The 15484-nt window shown below is 59.0% G+C and carries 13 protein-coding genes; 7 read left to right on the top strand and 6 right to left on the bottom strand.

Annotated elements, in window-relative coordinates; all coding sequences use genetic code 11:
* Positions 1-4 precede the first annotated feature (4 nt).
* The 4 genes from AC0IM9_RS09585 to AC0IM9_RS09570 are packed head-to-tail and all read left to right on the top strand — an operon-like array spanning position 5 to position 4290.
* The gene (locus AC0IM9_RS09585) at positions 5-469 is read left to right on the top strand and encodes a DUF411 domain-containing protein (RefSeq protein WP_482803851.1); all 465 of its coding nucleotides are present in this window, start codon (positions 5-7) and stop codon (positions 467-469) included.
* A 7-nt stretch (positions 470-476) separates the two neighbouring features.
* Complete coding sequence (locus tag AC0IM9_RS09580) at positions 477-1436, top strand: NAD-dependent epimerase/dehydratase family protein (RefSeq protein ID WP_482803850.1); 960 nt, start codon at positions 477-479, stop codon at positions 1434-1436.
* A complete protein-coding gene (locus tag AC0IM9_RS09575; protein WP_482803956.1) occupies positions 1436-2464 on the top strand; it encodes an MraY family glycosyltransferase in 1029 nt (342 codons plus the stop codon). Before AC0IM9_RS09580 ends, AC0IM9_RS09575 begins: the two co-directional genes overlap by 1 nt.
* On the top strand, positions 2461-4290 hold the full coding sequence (locus AC0IM9_RS09570; protein WP_186289466.1) for a polysaccharide biosynthesis protein: 1830 nt from the start codon (positions 2461-2463) through the stop codon (positions 4288-4290). Before AC0IM9_RS09575 ends, AC0IM9_RS09570 begins: the two co-directional genes overlap by 4 nt.
* Here the strand turns inward: AC0IM9_RS09570 and AC0IM9_RS09565 are convergent.
* The 6 genes from AC0IM9_RS09565 to AC0IM9_RS09540 all read right to left on the bottom strand — a co-directional run bounded on the left by AC0IM9_RS09565 (position 4287) and on the right by AC0IM9_RS09540 (position 11505).
* A complete protein-coding gene (locus AC0IM9_RS09565) occupies positions 4287-5033 on the bottom strand; it encodes a hypothetical protein (protein WP_482803849.1) in 747 nt (248 codons plus the stop codon). The two genes, AC0IM9_RS09570 and AC0IM9_RS09565, sit on opposite strands and share 4 nt — an antisense overlap.
* Before the next feature lie 24 nt (positions 5034-5057).
* Positions 5058-6017 carry a flagellar motor protein MotB gene (motB, locus tag AC0IM9_RS09560; RefSeq protein ID WP_140910722.1) on the bottom strand — a complete coding sequence of 320 codons (960 nt, stop codon included), beginning with the start codon at positions 6015-6017 and terminating at the stop codon, positions 5058-5060.
* 13 nt (positions 6018-6030) lie between these two features.
* Positions 6031-6876: a flagellar motor stator protein MotA gene (motA, locus tag AC0IM9_RS09555; protein WP_140910723.1), complete on the bottom strand. Its 846-nt coding sequence runs from the start codon at positions 6874-6876 to the stop codon at positions 6031-6033.
* Positions 6877-6972: 96 nt separating this feature from the next.
* Entirely contained in the window at positions 6973-9639 is a 2667-nt protein-coding gene (locus AC0IM9_RS09550) for an MMPL family transporter (RefSeq protein WP_482803848.1), read from the bottom strand.
* 2 nt (positions 9640-9641) lie between these two features.
* Complete coding sequence (locus AC0IM9_RS09545) at positions 9642-10616, bottom strand: calcium/sodium antiporter (protein WP_278210218.1); 975 nt, start codon at positions 10614-10616, stop codon at positions 9642-9644.
* 61 nt (positions 10617-10677) lie between these two features.
* Entirely contained in the window at positions 10678-11505 is an 828-nt protein-coding gene (locus AC0IM9_RS09540; protein WP_445371870.1) for an undecaprenyl-diphosphate phosphatase, read from the bottom strand.
* A gap of 280 nt (positions 11506-11785) precedes the next feature.
* Between AC0IM9_RS09540 and AC0IM9_RS09535 the strand changes: the two genes are divergently transcribed.
* From AC0IM9_RS09535 to AC0IM9_RS09525, 3 genes are all read left to right on the top strand, one after another.
* Positions 11786-13363, top strand: a complete 1578-nt coding sequence (locus tag AC0IM9_RS09535) for a bifunctional aminoglycoside phosphotransferase/ATP-binding protein (protein WP_482803847.1) — start codon at positions 11786-11788, stop codon at positions 13361-13363.
* Positions 13364-13368: 5 nt separating this feature from the next.
* Positions 13369-14343: a zinc-dependent alcohol dehydrogenase family protein gene (locus AC0IM9_RS09530; protein WP_482803955.1), complete on the top strand. Its 975-nt coding sequence runs from the start codon at positions 13369-13371 to the stop codon at positions 14341-14343.
* Positions 14344-14521: 178 nt separating this feature from the next.
* Positions 14522-14956 (top strand): hypothetical protein, encoded by a 435-nt coding sequence (locus tag AC0IM9_RS09525; protein WP_140910729.1) that lies wholly within the window; start codon positions 14522-14524, stop codon positions 14954-14956.
* The last annotated feature ends 528 nt before the right edge of the window (positions 14957-15484 follow it).

Genomic DNA, 15484 nt, shown 5'->3' with positions numbered 1-15484 from the left:
ATTTATGAAATTGATTAGATCGACGGCAATCCTGGTTTTGGCATCATTCGGTTTTTCGGCCTGCGCCGAACAACCCGCGGCCGGCGGCCCGGAAATGACCGTTTATCGCAGCCCGACCTGCGGTTGCTGCGGCAAATGGCTGGAACACGCCAGACAAAGCGGCTTCAAGATCAAGGACGTGATCAGCGACGACATGGACGCGATCAAAGCCCGCTACGGCGTCCCGGAAAAACTGGCGTCCTGCCATACCGCGATAGTCGACGGCCATGTGGTCGAAGGTCATGTCCCGGCCGGCGACATCCAAAAAATGCTGCAAGCCAAGCCCCAAGTCACCGGTCTGGCCGCGCCCGGCATGCCGATGGGCAGCCCCGGCATGGAAATGGGCGGGCGCCAGGATGCCTACCAAGTGGTTTCGTTCGACAAATCAGGCAAAGCCGACGTATTTGCCGAGCACGGCGACAAACGCTGATCCCGCAATGGCCGGACATAAAGCGCTGGTAACCGGGGCCACCGGTTTCATCGGCGGCGTACTTTGCGGCAAGTTAAAACAACTTGGCTATACCGTGGTCAGCGCCGGCCGCGCCGACGCCGCCGATTTTTATTGGGATCTGGCGACCGCTGCGGACGCGCCCGACCTGCTCGGTGCCGGTGTCGACACGGTGTTTCACTTGGCCGGAAAAGCCCATGCGCTGGCCGAGAATCGGCAGGACGCGGCGGAGTACCGACAAATCAACAGCGAAGCCACGCGCAAACTGCTGATAGCGGCGCAGCGGGCCGGCGTGCAGCGCTTCGTCTATTTCAGCAGCGTCAAGGCGGCAGGCGAAGACAATCGGCAACCGCAGGACGAAACCGCCGCAGCGCCGGCCGCCGATCCTTACGGCCAGTCCAAATACGCCGCCGAACAATTGGTTTTGTACGGCGGCTATGTGCCGCATCCGGTCGTGATCAGGCCCAGCATGGTCTACGGCAACAGCGGCAAAGGCAATCTGCCGCGGATGATAGAGACGATCCGGAAAGGTCTGTTTCCACCGCTGCCGCCGGGCAACCGCCGTTCGATGGTGCACGTCGACGACGTCGCCGCCGCGGCGATACTGGCTGCGGAACTGCCGCAAGCCGCCGGCCAGGTTTATATCGTGACCGACGGTCAATGCTATTCCACCCGCGACATCTACGACCTGATCCGCGCGGCGCTCGGAAAGCCCCCGGTTAGCGGGTCGCTGCCGTTACCGTTGTTGCAGGCAGCCGCCAAATTCGGCGACCTTTACGGCCGTCTCGCCGGGCGGCGTTTCCCGCTGGATAGCGACAGTTTGGATAAATTAACCGGCTCGGCCTGGTATTCGTCTGCTAAAATCCGCCGCGATTTGGGCTACGAGCCCGAGCATACGCTCCGCGACACCTTGCCGGAGATCATTCGTTATTTAAGCCATCGGGCGTGATGCTACTTTTCTGCGTTATTTTCGCGCTGTCGGCGCTGCTGACCGGCCTGATCCGCCGCTATGCGCTCGCTAATCAAGTTCTGGATATTCCCAATCAGCGCAGTTCGCATAGCGTACCGACCCCGCGCGGCGGCGGTTTGGCCATCGTGCTCGGTTTTAGCGCGGCCTGCCTGTGGCTGTTCTCGACCGCTCAACTCGGCCCAGAGCGTTTTGCAATGCTGGCCGCGGCGCTGCCGGTAGCAGGCGTCGGTTTCTGGGACGACCACGGCGGCGTGGCCGCGCGCTGGCGCTTTGCCATCCACTTGTTGGCTGCTGCATGCGGCGTCAGCCTGTTGCAAGGCTTGCCGCCGCTGTTGGTGCCGGCACCGTTCGACGCCATGCTCGGCCTGCGCTTCTTCAATCCAGGCTGGCTCGGTTATCCGCTCGCTATTCTGTTTCTGGTCTGGGCACTGAATTTGTTCAACTTCATGGACGGCACCGACGGCATCGCCGCCTCGGAAGCCGTCTTCGTCGGCCTGGCGCTGGCCGGCTATCTGCTAAACCTCGACCGCGCGCTATGCACGTTAGCCGCCGGTCTGGCGGCGGCGAGTGCCGGTTTTTTGTGCTGGAACTGGCCGAAAGCCAAAATCTTCATGGGCGACGTCGGCAGCGGTTTCGTCGGCCTGGTGTTGGGCTTGCTGATCTTGCTCGCCGCGCAACAGGCGGCGGTATTGTTGTACTGCGGGCTGATCCTGTTCGGCCTGTTCGTGGTCGATGCCAGTTATACCTTGGCCTACCGCCTGATTAGCGGCCAACAGTGGTACGCGGCGCATTGTTCGCACACTTACCAGCACGCCGCCAAACGCTACGGCCATTTGCCGGTACTGATGGCTTGCTGGGCCATCAATCTGGGCTGGCTGCTGCCATGCTCGGTCTGGGCCTTTTTGCATCCGTCCCACGCCCTGGCCGCACTGGCCGCCGCCTATCTGCCCTTACTCTATCTGGCCTACCGTTTCCAGGCCGGCCGCACCGGGTTCGTCGCATCGTGACATTCCACTTCCGCTCGCGCACTACCATTTTTCTGCACGACCTGTGCATGATCCCGCTGGCCTGGTTCGGCGCCTATTGGTTGCGATTCAATCTGCAGCAGATCCCGGACGAATTTTTTTACCCGGCCTTGTTGTTTTTGCCGCTGGTGATGGCGATTCAAGTCACGCTGTTTTGGGTGTTCGGGCTTTACCGCGGGGTCTGGCGCTTTTCCTCGCTGCCGGATCTAATCCGGATCGGCAAGGCGGTATTGGCCGGCATCTTCCTGATCGCCTCGTCGCTGTTCTTGTACGACCGGCTGGCGGGCGTGCCGCGCTCGGTAGTGCCGCTTTACGTACTGACCTTGTTCTCGCTACTCAGCGTGCCGCGTCTGGTATACCGGTTCTGGAAGGAACGCGCCTTCGTCGATCGGATCGGCCGGAGGGCCCTGATCGTCGGCGCCGGCGCCGCCGGCGAAATGCTGATCCGCGATCTACTGACCACGCCGGACAGCGGCTACGTGCCGGTCGTGTTTGCCGACGACAATCCGGCCAAATTCAGGCGCGAAATTCGCGGCATCCGGGTTGCCGGCAATGTCAGCCAGATTCCGGCTCTGGTCAAGCAATGGGATATCGAGGTGGTACTGATCGCGGTGCCATCGGCCAGCGACGCCCAAATGCAGCGCATCGTCGAAATCTGCGAGACCAGTAAAGTACCCTTCAAAACCCTGCCGTCGGTCAAGGAATTGCTCAGCGGTGCCGTGGCCAAGACCGCACTGCGTAACGTATCGATCAAGGACATTCTAGGCCGCACGCCGATCAAGCTGGATTGGCGGGGAATCAAGAGCCACTTGCACGGCAAGACCGTGCTCGTTACCGGCGGCGGCGGCTCGATCGGCTCCGAACTTTGCAAACAACTGGCCGGAACCCAGCCGCGCAAGCTGATCGTGTTCGATCAATGCGAATTCAACCTGTACAAAATCGACGCCGAATTACAGCGGCGCTTTCCGGAGTTGTTGCGGGTTGCCGTGCTCGGCGACGTTGCCGATCCGGTCGCGGTACAGCGGGTGATTCGCGAGCAGAAGCCGGAAATCGTGTTTCATGCCGCTGCCTACAAACACGTGCCGCTACTGCAAAACCAGGTGCGGGAAGCGCTGCATAACAACCTGATCGGCACCAAAATCCTGGCCGAAGCCGCCATGGCCGCCGGAGTGGCCCGCTTTGTATTGATTTCCACCGACAAGGCGGTCAACCCCACCAACGTGATGGGTGCCACCAAACGCGCCGCCGAAATCCTATGCCAGAATCTGGATCGCCGCGGCAGCACCCGTTTCACGACGGTGCGGTTCGGCAATGTCCTGGACTCGGCCGGCAGCGTGGTGCCCTTGTTCCGCGAACAAATCCAGGCCGGCGGTCCGGTCACAGTGACTCATCCGGACATCACCCGCTACTTCATGACCATTCCGGAAGCCTGCCAACTCATCATGCAGGCCGAAACCATCGGCCAGGGCGGCGAAGTTTTCGTGTTGGACATGGGCGAGCCGGTCAAAATCAGCTATCTGGCGGAACAGATGATCCGCCTCAGCGGCAAACAGCCGGGCACCGACATCAAAATCGAATACGTCGGCCTGCGCCCCGGCGAGAAACTGTACGAGGAGCTGTTTCACGAACAGGAACAACTGCTGCCGACCGGCCACGAGAAACTGCGCCTGGCCAAAGCCCGAATTTACGACAGCGAAGAATGGAGCCAGCGAATCGAGTCCTTACAGCAGGCTTGCGCCTGCCGCGATAACGCCGCGCTTTTGGCCGACTTGCAGAGTTTGGTGCCGGAATTCGAGTGCCGGCCTTAGCCGTGCCGCTCCCCGATCCGATAGCAGTACAAGCGAGTAGCGCGCCGGTCCGCCAGATGGATTTCAGCGCTAACCGGCCAATCGGGTAGCGGAAACGACGACGACACGAACAGGCTGCCGGGCCGCATTTCCTGCTCCAGTTTCCGACCCAGGCGCCGCATCACCGCCGGCGACAGGAAGGCAAACACCAGATCGAACCGACCCAAATCGCAATCCCAGAAACTGCCGCCGACGACCGTGGCATTGACCAGCTTCCGGCACCGCCAACGCGCCGCCAGATAGGGCAGCGGCGCCCGCTCCTGCGCCGTCACCCGCAACTCGGGCATGGTTGCAGCCAAAGGCGCCGCCACGCTGGCGACGCCGGCGCCGAGGTCGATAAACGCCTGGGCCCGCTCCCGCACCGCAATATCCCGCAAGGCTGCTGCGACGGCCGGCGAGGACAAAAACAGCGGCACGTCGCCGCCGGCCGTTCCCCAGAAGACCAAAGCCATCAGCAAACCCGCGCCCAGATAAGCCCAGGCCGGCAACTGCAGGCTGACAGCGAACAACACGGCGGGGAAAAATAGCAGATGGATCGGCAGCCACCACAAAGGCTGCCGCAACAGACGGGATAACAGCGCCGCAATCGCAGCTTGCCACGCCGGCGCCCAGCGCACTTCCAATATGTCCGGCCAGAGACGAAGCGCCAACCAGACGCCGGCCAGCGCCAGCAACTGGCTGATCGCCGCTTTCAGCAATTGCACGGCAATAGATGCAGCGGGAAGCGGCTAGTGCGTAGCCGGCGGGCCGGTGACTTTGATGTTCTGCTGCACCGTCGGCGAGACGCTGGGCAAACTCGGCGTCGCCTCCGATGCGGTCGGATCGGCGCCGTCGTGCAGCACCTGGTTTTCGGTTTTCTTGTTCATCACCACAATCGATATCCGCCGGTTCATCGGATCGTTCGGATTCTCCAGCTTATAGGGAATACTCGAGGCCAAGCCGACCACGCGCAACACCTTATCGTCGTTCAGGCCGCCCTGGTTCAATTCGCGGCGGGCGACGTTGGCGCGGTCGCTGGACAATTCCCAGTTGGAATAGCCGGTGCGGTTGCTCGGGAACGGCAGGGCATCGGTATGGCCGTTGATCGAGACCTTGTTCGGCAGCTCGTTGATGACCGGCGCCAGCTCGCGCAGAATGGCCTGGGCGTAACTTTCGATCCCGGAGCTGGCCAGCTTGAACATCGGCCGGTTTTGGGCATCGACGATCTGGATTTTCAAGCCTTCCGGCGTCGACTCCAGCTTGATCTGGTCTTTGTATTCGCTGAGCTTGGTATTGGCTTCCAGCATGTCCTCGATTTTTTCCTGCAACTCCTCCAGCTTCTTTTTTTCCTGCTCCTCGGCCAGTTTTTGGATATCTTCCGGTGTCGGTTCGGCCGGCGGCGCTTCGCCCTGGTGCACCTGGCCTTCGTCCTGCGATTTCAAATCCTGGCCGCCGGCCTGGATGATGTTGGTGCGGTCGCCGGAGCCCTCACCGGGGTTATTGGCTATCGCTATACCGAACGGATTCTGGAAATATTCGGAAATACCTTTTTTGGTGACTTCATCGGTGGTACCGAGCAACCACATCAACAAAAAGAAGGCCATCATTGCCGTCACGAAGTCGGCGTAGGCGATTTTCCAGGCGCCGCCGTGATGGCCGCCGTGACCGCCTTTCTTGACTTTTTTGATGATAATCGGTTGTTCGGCCATGCTCGCTTACCCCTTATTTACCGCCCTTCAAGGCTTCTTCGAGTTCGGCAAAGGAGGGCCGGGCAGAATGCGGAATCGCTGTGCGCATGAATTCCACCGTCATCGCCGGCGAAGTACCTTTGGCGCAATTCAACAGGCCTTTCTGGGTGCATTTGTAGGCATTGCTCTCTTCTTCCAGTCGGGCTTCCATCACCGACGCCACCGGACCGATAAAGCCGTAAGACACCAAAATACCGAGGAAGGTACCGACCAGCGCCGCGGCAATCAGTTTGCCCAGTTCGGCCGGTGGAATACCCACCGATTCCATGGTGTGCACCACCCCCATCACCGCCGCGACGATACCGAAAGCCGGCATGCCGTCGCCGACTTTTTGCACGGCCTTGATCGGCTCGTTACCCTCGGCGTGGTGGACCTCGATCTCGGCGTCCATGATGTCTTCGAGCTGGTTGACGTCGACCCCGGTCAGGATCAAACGCAGTTTGTCGCAGATGAATTCCATCAAATGGTGATCGTGAACCACCTTCTCGCCGAATATCGAGCTGCCTTCCGGATCGTCGACAACCTTTTCCAGCGACAGCAAGCCTTCCTTGCGCGCCTTTTGGCTCAATGCGTTAAAACTCATCAACAGCTCCATGTAGTAATCCTTGGTATAGGTGCTGCCTTTCAAGGTGGCGGTACCGCCGGCCATGGCCGCTTTACTGACCGTCAGCGAGTTGCTCGCCAAAAAGGCCCCGAACGCCGAACCGACGATAATCAATACTTCCACCGGCTGCCAAAGCACACCGAGGTGTCCTCCCGCCATCAGGAAGCCGCCCAACACGCAGCCCAAAATGACCACATAACCGATGATTACAAACATGGTTGCCTCTACAACAAAAAGTTAAATCCAATTGGCGCCGGACCGGCCCGGCGGACGCGACCGCCTAAGTCTAGCCCAGCTTGGCCGGACTTGCGCTCAGGCAGCGTGGTCGGCTTTTTTCAGCACCAACTTGCTGATCGCCGGCAACACGATAAAGGTACACGTCATAATCCAGAAAATACCGATGGTGATGACCAGACCCATGCTGGAAATCCCCTGGTGCGGCGAAAACGCCAGGCCGACGAAGCTGGAAATTGTAGTCAATGCCCCGTAAAACATGCCGCGCGCGGTGCTGGATTGATAAATATTTTGTTCTTCCGACAAGGAGTGGTGCAGTTTTTCCACCATATGGATACCGTTATCGACACCCAAGCCCATCAATAAAGGCAGGGCGATGATATTGGCGAAATTGATCGGCGTGCCGGTAAATACCGTGGTCGCCATCGTAAACAAGCCGGCCAGCACCAGCGGCGCCATTACCAGCAGGGTATCGACCACGCTGCGGCGGATTAACATCAGCAGCACCGCAATCGCCACCAGGGCGATGATAATGGCTTCCTGGAAGGCGCCGATCACGGCTTTCATCGACTCCCAATACATCACCGGCAAATCGGTCGCGTTCGGCGCCACGGCCTGCACGTCGACGATGAAACGCTGCAGATTGACCAAGTCGTTCAAATCTTCTTTCGGGAAAATCTGGATCCGGTACAAGCCATCCTTACTCAGCCAACGCTCCCTGATCTCGTCCGGAATGCTTTCCGGCACGATTTCGGCGGCACGGAAACCGGTCAGCAATTCGTTCATTACGGTTGGCAGCGTACCGAGTAACGAAGTCTGAATTTTCTCGATGAATACACCGCGATCCGGCTGCATCCGCGCTTCCAGTTCCAGCTGCACATCCAGCAACTCCTGCTTGAAGCGGCTCAAGGACTGAATATCACCCGGATTGGTCTTTTTCGGCAGATTGGCGTCGATCGCCGCAATCATGCGTTTGATGGCCGGCAACGGATCGGCGCCGCTTTTCAATTGCGGAAACGACTGGCTTTGCGGCCCCAGCGCCAGCGCCATATCGTCGATCACGCCAAGCTTTTCCTCCTGGTCTTCCGGGACGAAATCGAACAGGCTGACGGTCTTATCGACGGTTTTCAGGGCCGCTAATTTGGTTTGCATGGCTTTGGCTTCGGCTTCGCTTTTGACCAATACCGTCAATGTCATCGGCGAGGTTTCCCGCTCCTTCATCAATTCCTTGAAGGCAACCACCGACTCGGTATGCGGGTCGCGCAGATTCAGCGGATTGAAATCGGTCTTGACCTGGAACACGAAATACACCGCGGCGATTGCGCCGGCCAGGGTCAGAAACGAGATCGGCTTGGCGTAGTGCAGGGTAAAGTGGGCCAGGGCCAGCGACAATTTGGAGGCGCCGGGCTGCTCGCCGTGCAGATTGTGGTAGGGCGGATTCGGCAGCACTTTCAGTAACACCGGCAACACCGTCAGCGTGACGAACAGGCAGATAAACAAACTGGTACCGGCCAATAAACCCAGCTCCGATATACCCTGGTAATCGGTCGGGATAAACGCGTACAGGCCGATCGAGGTGGTGCCGGCGCATAAAATCAGCGACGGACTGGTCGCCAGCAAGGCGGAACGGATGGCCTTACCTTTGTCGCTGCCGTGCAGATCCAGATTGTCCCGGTAACGCAGGCAAAAATGGATGGCGTATTCGACGCCCAAACCGATGTTGGACACGGCGAAGGCCACCGAAATCAGGTTCAACTGTTTCACCGCGACCGAGGCGAACAAGCCGCAAAACACCATGCCCAGCGCCAGCGTCAGCAGCGTGGCCAGCATCAGCAGCCAGGAGCGGTAAGCCACCAGCAGAATGCCGCAGACCAACACCACCGAGAAAATACTGGCGGTGAAAGTACCCTCGCTCATGCCGGCCATTTCGTCGTGCTCCAGGCCGACTTCGCCGGTGATCCAGACTTTGACGGCCGGCATGTTCGGGTCCTGAATTTTATTGGCCGCCCTGCGGATCACGTCAATCGCCGGCTCGACCGGCAGAATCTGGCTGAAATCGAATTTGGGGGTGACGAAGATAAAGGCCTTGTCGGACTGCTCTTCGCTGATCTTGTTTTCGGCGATCAATTTTTGCCAGGACAGCAGGTCGGTCTCGCCGTTCAGGGTCTTGTGCAACGAATTGCTGACTTTGTCGATCAAGGACATCAAGTCGATCGGCACTTCCTCGGTCTTGGTTTCGGCGTTCAGCGCGTCCTCGAAAATCGAGAAAAAACCGTTCAGACTCGGGTCCTGCGAAATCCGGCCGATGAAGGGCTGGGCTTGGGCCAAGGTAACCGAGAAATCCTGCAATTTGTCGGCGTCCAGATACAGCAGGCCGTTGCGTTGAAAGAATTCGTTTTCGTCGGGCCGGTAGACCTTGGTGAAATGGTCAGTATCGGCGCGCAATTCCCGGCCCAGGCGCCGGGCCGCCGCTTTGGTCAGTTCCGGACTGGACGATTCGATCACCAGCAGCAGCGTATGCACTTCCTGGCCGAACTGCTGCTCGAACTTGCGCCGGTTTTGTTGAAACGGCGCCTCCGGCGCAATCAATTCGGCGGTATCGGTATTCACGGTCAAGTGGTTGCCGGTGTACTGCAAAGCCCAATAAGCCGCCAGCACCGAAATCAACAGCACCAGGACAGGGGAATACAGCAGCCAATTACCCCAGCGGTAGGCGAAATGCCCCAAACGGTTTTCCAAAGACATAGTTACCCACTCACCACGGTATCGATCAAATAAAGCGTGTAAGCCGCGTACACCGCCAGCAGCACGCCGCCTTCGACACGGTTGATGCGGCCCTGCTCGCGCTTGCCGGCATAACCCAGCGCAAACAGCGACGCGGTCAGCAAGGCCATCAGCGGCCAATCGCGGTTGACGATTTCGACCGGAATCGACATCGGATGGATCGCGCCGGCCAAGCCGACCACGGCCAAGGTATTGAACAAATTGGAACCGATGATGTTGCCCAGAGCCAGATCGTGTTCGCCTTTGCGGGCCGCGGCTATCGACGAGGCCAATTCCGGCAGCGAGGTGCCGATTGCGACGATGGTCAAGCCGATGATCAAATCGCTGACGCCCAGATTCTGCGCAATCGTCACCGCCCCCCACACCAACAGCCGGGAACTGATCATCAGCAGCAATAAGCCGCTAACCAGCCAGATCGTGGCCTGGGCAAACGACATAGTGTGCTCTGCCAACTCTTCCGCCACTTCGTCGGCCAACACGTCAACCTTCTGCTTCAGGCCCTGGCGCACCATCCAGGTCATTACCCCAACGAAAACCGTCAATTCCAGTATGGCATCGGTCCGCGACAAACTACCGTCGTAGAGCTGGCCGAAGGCGAATACCGTCACGCCCATCAATACCGGCAATTCTTTCTTGATGATTTGCGAGTGAACCACGATAGGGCTGATCAAGGCCACCGTACCCAGGATCAAGGCGATATTGGTAATGTTGGAACCGTAGGCGTTACCCAAAGCGATACCCGGATTACCTTGCCAGGCCGATAAGGCCGACACCGTCAATTCCGGCGCCGAGGTGCCGAAACCGATGACCACCATACCGATCAATAGCGGCGACATGCCCAGAAAACGCGCGATCGCGGCGGCGCCTTCCACAAAAATATCGGCACTCCAGACCAATACCACCAGACCGATGACTATCATCAACAACGGCAACGCCATAACCTACCCTTCAATGTTAAAGATCAAAAAACCAAACCCGCCGCAAGCGTGGCGGAAAACCTCAATCAACGGTCCACTGCACCAGACCGCTGTAGGCCGTTGCCAACACGACGATACCGAACACAATCCGGTACCAGGCGAAAATAATGAAATCGTGGTGGCTGATGTAACGCAGCAAGCCCTTCACCGCCACCAAAGCGCTGACGAAAGCGGCGGCCAGACCGATCGCAAACGACAACACGTCGTTATCGGCTTGCAGCAAATCGCGGTGTTTATATAAGTCGTAAACGCTGGCCACCACCAGCGTCGGAATCGCCAGGAAGAACGAAAACTCGGTGGCCGCCTTGCGCGACAAGCCGAACAGCAAGCCGCCGATAATGGTCGAACCGGAGCGCGACATGCCCGGAATCAGCGCGAAAGCCTGGGCAATCCCCAACTTCAACGCATCCAGCGCCGACAAATCGTCGACGGATTCGACCCGGACTTTGTGCTCGCGCTTTTCGGCCCAGATGATGATGAAGGCGCCGACGATGAAGGCCAACGCCACCGGCACCGGTTTGAACAGCGTCGCCTTCAGGAATTTGCCGAACAACAGACCCAGCGCCGCCAACGGCACGAAGGCGATGGCCAGATTCAACACGAACTTTTGCGCCTGCCGCTCAGTAGCCAGGCCGCTAAGTACCGAACCGATCTTGGCCCGGTATTCCCAGCAAATGGCCAGGATCGCGCCAACCTGAATCACGATGGTGAACAGCTTGGCTTTGTCGTCGTTAAAATTCAGCAAATCGCCGGCTAGAATCAAGTGGCCGGTGCTGGAAATGGGCAGGAATTCGGTTAACCCTTCGACGATGCCGAGGATCAGGGATTTGACGAGTATTGAGATATCCATATTAAGTCAGCGCTGAGTGCCAGCCGGCACGGTGGTTGGGGTCGACCGACGATGCGCCCGAACAAAGCCGTTACGGCCGCATCAAAAGCCACGTAAACGGGGCGGAATTATATTCGAAAACTCAATTATCCCGTAACTTTAGCCGCAGTAGTTCAAGCAATTCACGCACAAAATCGGCCCCGGCGGCGACCTGATCGCACCGCCAAATCGGTTTTGCCGGGATTCCGCCGATCTGTCAGAATCGGCCGCAAACCGCTGTAACGCCGGGAGAGTGCCAGCCATGACCACGCAATATCCGCAGCTGATCCGGGCCCTGTGCGATCCGGCACGCTACCCGCATCCGGTCCGCAAGGTCGAGGTCCTCGAAACCCACATTTCCTGGGTGCTGCTGGCCGGCCGTTATGCTTATAAAATCAAAAAGCCGGTCGATCTGGGATTCCTGGATTTCAGCGACCTGCCCAAACGGCGATTTTTCTGCGACGAAGAACTGCGACTGAACCGGCGTCTGGCGCCTTCTCTTTATCTGGCAACGGTTGCCATCGGCGGCAGCGCCGAACAACCGGAAATCGGCCGCGAACCGGCCATCGAATATGCGGTAAAAATGCGTCGTTTTGCGGTGGATAAAACCCTGGACCACCTGTTCTGCCGCCAAGCGCTGGCGCCGGAACATCTCGACCGCCTGGCTCAAAGTCTCTCCGCGTTTCACGCCGCACTTCCCCCGGCAACAGCCGATTCGGTTTACGGTACGCCGGCCGCGGTGATGGCCCCGGTCAGACAAAATTTTCAGCAATTGCGGTCGCTGCTCGAAACGGCGGATTGGCCAATGCTCGACCGCTTGGAAACCGGCTGCGAAACCGAATACGCCGCCGGTGCGGCCCTGATCGGCGAGCGGCGCCAACAAGGCCGCATTCGCGAGTGCCACGGCGATCTGCATCTGGGCAATATCGTGCTGTTACGCCAGCGGCCGGTACCCTTCGACGGCATCGAGTTTGCGCCGGAACTGCGCTGGATCGACCCGATCAACGACGCCGCCTTCCTGGTGATGGACCTATTGCAGCGCGGCCGCGGCGATCTGGCCTACCGCTTTCTAAACGCTTACCTGGAATACAGCGGCGATTATGCCGGCCTGGGGCTGCTGCGGTTTTACCTGAGTTACCGGGCGACGGTGCGGGCCAAAGTCGCCGGCTTTCGTTTGGCGCAGAGCGGCGATCCGGCCGCCAAACGCGAGTGTCTGGCCTACCTGGAACTGGCGAGCAGCTGCCTGACGCAACGCAAACCGGCGCTGATTGTGATGCACGGCCTGCCCGGCAGCGGCAAAAGCCGCGTCGCCCAATGGTTATCGCAGCGATACCGTTTGATCCGGCTGCGCTCCGACGTCGAGCGCAAACGCCTGTTCGGCCTGCAGCCTCTGGCGTCCAGCCGGTCTGCAACCGGCAGCGGCATTTACCGGGCCGATGCCAGCCGGCAAACCTATGATCGGCTGCTTGAACTGAGCCGGAATTTGCTGGCCGCCGGTTTCGGCGTGATCGTCGATGCCGCGTTTCTGCAATACGATCAACGCCAGCCGTTTCGGGAGTTAGCGGCACAGATCGGCGCCGGATTTGCGTTGGTCTCGGTTGAGGCCAAGCCTGCTACCTTGCACCAGCGGATAATCGAACGCCAGGCCGCCGGCAACGATGCGTCGGAAGCCGGCCTGGAAGTACTGGAGCACGCCCGCCGGAACCTGGAAGCCTTACAGGTCGACGAAACCGCCGGTAGCGTAGTATTCGATAACAATGCCGACCGGCCGGCAGCGGAGGTTAGCAGTGAATTCCGGCGGCAATTGGCCGAACTGGCCGGATTGAGGGCTGAACCGTGAAAGCGATGATTCTGGAGCGTGCCGGCACCCCGCTGCACCTGACCGATATTGATTTGCCGGTTCCGGCGGCCACTCAAGTGTTATTGAAAGTCCGCGCCTGCGGCGTCTGCCGCACCGATCTGCACATAGCCGACGGCGAACTGGACCGACCCAAATTACCATTGATTCCCGGCCACGAAATCGTCGGCGAAGTGATTGCTAAAGGCTCCGGGGCCGACCGTTTCGGCGTCGGTCAGCGCGTCGGCGTGCCGTGGCTGGGCCATACCTGCGGCAGTTGCCGGTATTGCCTGAGCCGGCGGGAAAATCTGTGCGAAGCCCCCGGCTTTACCGGCTACACCTTGGATGGCGGCTATGCCGAATACGCGGTCGCCGAACAGGATTACTGTTTCGCGCTGCCGGAAAAATACGGCGACAGCGAAGCCGCGCCGCTGCTCTGCGCCGGCCTGATCGGCTACCGCTCGCTGGTCGCCGCCGGCGATGCCACAACCCTTGGCATTTACGGCTTCGGCGCCGCCGCCCACCTCATTGCCCAGGTCGCCGTCTGGCAGGGACGGCGCGTATTCGCCTTCACCAAACCCGGCGACTGCGCCGGCCAGGATTTTGCCCGGCAACTCGGCGCCGAGTGGGCCGGCGATTCGACCCAGCCGCCGCCGCACGCGATGGATGCGGCAATCCTGTTCGCACCGGTCGGATCGTTGGTACCGGAAGCGCTACGGCAGGTCGTGAAAGGCGGAACCGTGGTTTGTGCCGGCATCCATATGAGCGAGATTCCGGCCTTTCCCTACTCGATCTTGTGGGGCGAACGCACGCTACGTTCGGTCGCCAACCTGACCCGCCAGGACGGCGAAGCCTTTCTGGCGATAGCCGCGCAAGCACCGCTCAAAACCCACGTCCAAACTTTTGCGTTGGCCGAGGCCAACCTGGCCCTGGCGCAATTGAAAAACGGCCGAATCCAGGGCGCGGCGGTTTTGATCCCCTAAAATCAGGCCGCATTTATCCGCTTGACGGCAAAAGGATTTTCTTGCCGCTACCGCTTGGACATCGGCCAAATCGAGGTAAATTAGCTTTCGAGGGCCGGCATTTCCTAGCCCAGGCGATCTTTGTTAGAATCGCTGCCGATTCAAAGAAAAAACACCCTAAAAAACACCACCCTAAGCCATGAATAAAAAGAAAATTATAATATTCGCCGTTTGCTTGGCCGGTCTGCTTGCCATCCAAATCAAGTTTTTCCTGCCCTTCATGTACGACATCGCCGCATCCGACCTGTTTTTGGTCGAGAGCAAAGACGTTGCCAATCCCATGGCAATCAGCACCGACATGACCGCTATGGCCTTCGGCCACTGCAACACCCACATCAAGCAAAACGCGGAAGAAGGCCAAAACCTGACTTTCGCCGCGCAGCCGACCAACGCCTGGAGCTTGGGTAATTACGAATACATCGTCAATGCCGACGTCGAAATCAGCGGCAAGGACAGTCCGGCAACATTGCGCCACTACGCCTGCCGTATTCAATACGAAAAAGGCGACGACACCTCCGGCGCCGCCGACTTCGAAAACTGGTCGGTGGAAGGTATCGGCGGCCTGACCGACTGAGCCGCATAAGCAACACCGGACAGCACCAACAAAAAAGCCCGCCTGGCTCAGCAGCCTGGCGGGCTTTTTTTATGCGATTGAGCGCTGGCTCTGCTGGCACCAACGCTCAGAAGCTATAAGAAATTCGCCATAAACCGTCCGCCCGGCTTGCAGGAAAAACGCCGAATATTCCCGATCCAAAAGGTTGTTGACCGAAAAAACTACGACGGCGTTCCGGCAACTTCACTGTGAAGCAATAACACCCACCTTGTATAAAAACCCTTCGATAATTCTGCACCGCCTTACGCCAACCGTTATACGCCGCACCGCGGGAAGTCACATGATAAAGCACGCCTGAAAATTCGATTTTGATGCGCCGGGCCATAAACGGAATATGGTCGTAGTGCAACCAATGCTACTAAGCTAGACCTAATGGAATGGTCCGCCCCACTTCACCAACCGGCTCAAGTGGGCCAAGATAGTCATTTTAAAATGACAGTTGAATTAGCGCAGATCATGAAAGAAACAAAAAATAAAGAGATCAAGGTA

This window comes from Methylomonas sp. Uni0011, from assembly GCF_056850255.1.
The sequence above is the reverse complement of the archived record's forward strand: the minus strand, read 5'-3'. Positions and strand labels throughout refer to the sequence as shown.